The organism is Rhizomonospora bruguierae (assembly GCF_018397995.1).
GTDB classification, from domain to species: Bacteria; Actinomycetota; Actinomycetes; order Mycobacteriales; family Micromonosporaceae; genus Rhizomonospora; species Rhizomonospora bruguierae.
The window spans coordinates 1-2,056 of the sequence record NZ_BBQH01000132.1; the positions used below are offsets into that span (position 1 = coordinate 1).

General features: G+C 70.4%; 2 protein-coding genes. Both read right to left on the minus strand.

Annotated features, from left to right (window positions below):
• Positions 1-708, minus strand: a 708-nt coding sequence (istB, locus tag KJS59_RS30425; protein WP_213457418.1) for an IS21-like element helper ATPase IstB, incomplete at its 3' end; no start/stop codon positions are given.
• Complete coding sequence (gene istA, locus KJS59_RS30430; protein WP_213457420.1) at positions 708-1,982, minus strand: IS21 family transposase; 1,275 nt, start codon at positions 1,980-1,982, stop codon at positions 708-710. The genes istA and istB, both read right to left, overlap by 1 nt.
• Positions 1,983-2,056 lie beyond the last annotated feature (74 nt).

Here is a 2,056-nt window from a genome sequence, read left to right on the forward strand (position 1 = left end):
GAGCCGGTCGATCATGGCGGCGGCGACCACGTCGTCGCCGAACACCTCGCCCCAGCGGCCGAACGGCTTGTTGCTGGTGACGATCAGGCTGGCGCGTTCGTAGCGGGCCGAGACGAGCTGGAAGAACAGGTTCGCGGCCTCGGGTTCGAACGGGATGTAGCCGACCTCGTCCACGATCAACAGCGGGGTGCGGCCGAGTTTGGTGATTTCCGCTTGGAGCCGGCCGGCGTGGTGGGCGGCGGCGAGCCGGGCGACCCATTCGGCGGCGGTGGCGAACGGGTGCCCGGCCTGGCAGGCCCGGATCCCGAGGCCGATGGCCAGCATCGTCTTGCCGGTGCCGGGCGGCCCGAGGAAGATCGCGTTCTCCTTGGCGGTGATGAAGTCGAGGGTGCCCAGGTGGGCGATGGTCTCGCGTTTCAGCGAGCGCTGGTGGTCGAAGTCGAACTCCTCGAGGGCTTTGCGGGCCGGGAACCTGGCGGCGCGGATCCGGCCTTCACCGCCGTGGGATTCCCGGGCACTGACTTCGCGTTGCAGGCAGGCGGCCAGAAACTGCTCGTGGGTCCAGCCCTCGGCCCGGGCCCGTTCGGCGAGCCGCTCAACGCTGTCGCGCAGGGTGGGCGCCTTCAACGCACGGGTCAGATAAGCGATCTCGGCCAGGGTCTGCTGGCTCGTCGGCCCGCCCGTGGCGGTCGTGGTCCGGCCGGCCATCACGCCGCCCGCCCGTTCTGCTCGCCCTGCTCGTCGAGCAGGCCGAACGCCCGGTCGTAGGCGGACAGATCGCGTTCTTGCACTTCGTCAGCGGCTGGGCCGCGGCCGGCGGCGGTGCGGGCCTGGAACGCGTGACGCATCGCGTCGGCGGCCTGCCGGTGCGTCGGGTCGGTGATGGTCTGCTGCCGGGCCCAGCACCGCTGGTGCTCACCGACCAGCAGCCCGCCGCGGTGGATCCGCACGGTTTGCAGGTCGGCGCTGACCTCGACCCGCTGCCCGACCGCGGACGGGTGCACCGAGTAGTCGCAGGTGTCCAGGCGGACGTAGTGGTCGCGGGGCAGGACCAGGCTGTTGCGCCAGCCGATCACCGGTTCCTCGATCGGTGGTAGTGCGCCCATCGCGGCCCGGTCCGCGCCGATCCGCTCCGATGCTGCCGCGCCTTGCAGGCTGCGCCGCTTGCGGGCGTTCGCCCGGCCCAGGAACTCGGCCAGCTGAGCGTTGAAGTCGGCCGGCCCGGTAAACCGACGGCCGGGCAGGAACGAGGTCTCGAAGAACCCGTTGGTCCGCTCGACTTTCCCCTTGGTCTCCGGGTCCCGCGGCCGACACACGTAGAACCGGGTGCCCAGCAGCCCGCGCAGGACCGTGAACTGCGGCGTCAGCTTCGGATCGTTGCCGCGGTGCCGACCCACCCCGCCCTCGTTGTCCCAGACCAGCAGCTTCGGCACCCCGCCCAGCTGCCCGATCACCGCCCACTGACCCAGCACCAGGTCCTCGGCGGTGCGCGTCGGGATCATCACCGCTGCCCGCCACTGCGAGTACCCCGAGGTCAGCACCAGCACCGGCGGCACGCTCTTGCCGACTCCCACCTGGCCATGCCCCAACGGGATCTCCGCCGGCGGGAACCACAGATCACACTGCCCGACCTCGCCCGGCTCATACGTGGTCCGCGACACCGGATCCTGCGGCGCATACACCGGCCGCAACTGCCGGACCCGTTCCTTGAGCACCGTCATCGACCGGTCCCAGCCGATCCGCTCCGCGATCACCGTCGCCGGCATCTGCGGGAACTCCTTCAGCAGCGCCCGGATCCGCGGCTCGACCGCGTCCACGATCGACCCGGTACCGGCCCGCACATACCGCGGCGGCTGCGTCGAACGCACCGCATTACGCACCGTGTTCCGAGCCAGATGCAACTTCCGCGCGATCGCCTTGATCGACATCCCCTCGGCCCGATGCAGCCGGCGGATCTCCGCCCACTCCTCCACCAAGATCACCCTCTCAGATAGTGGACGGGAGGGGGTCAATATTCACCCGTCCAGAGAGGGTCAGTTTTCAGCCGCCGTCGACA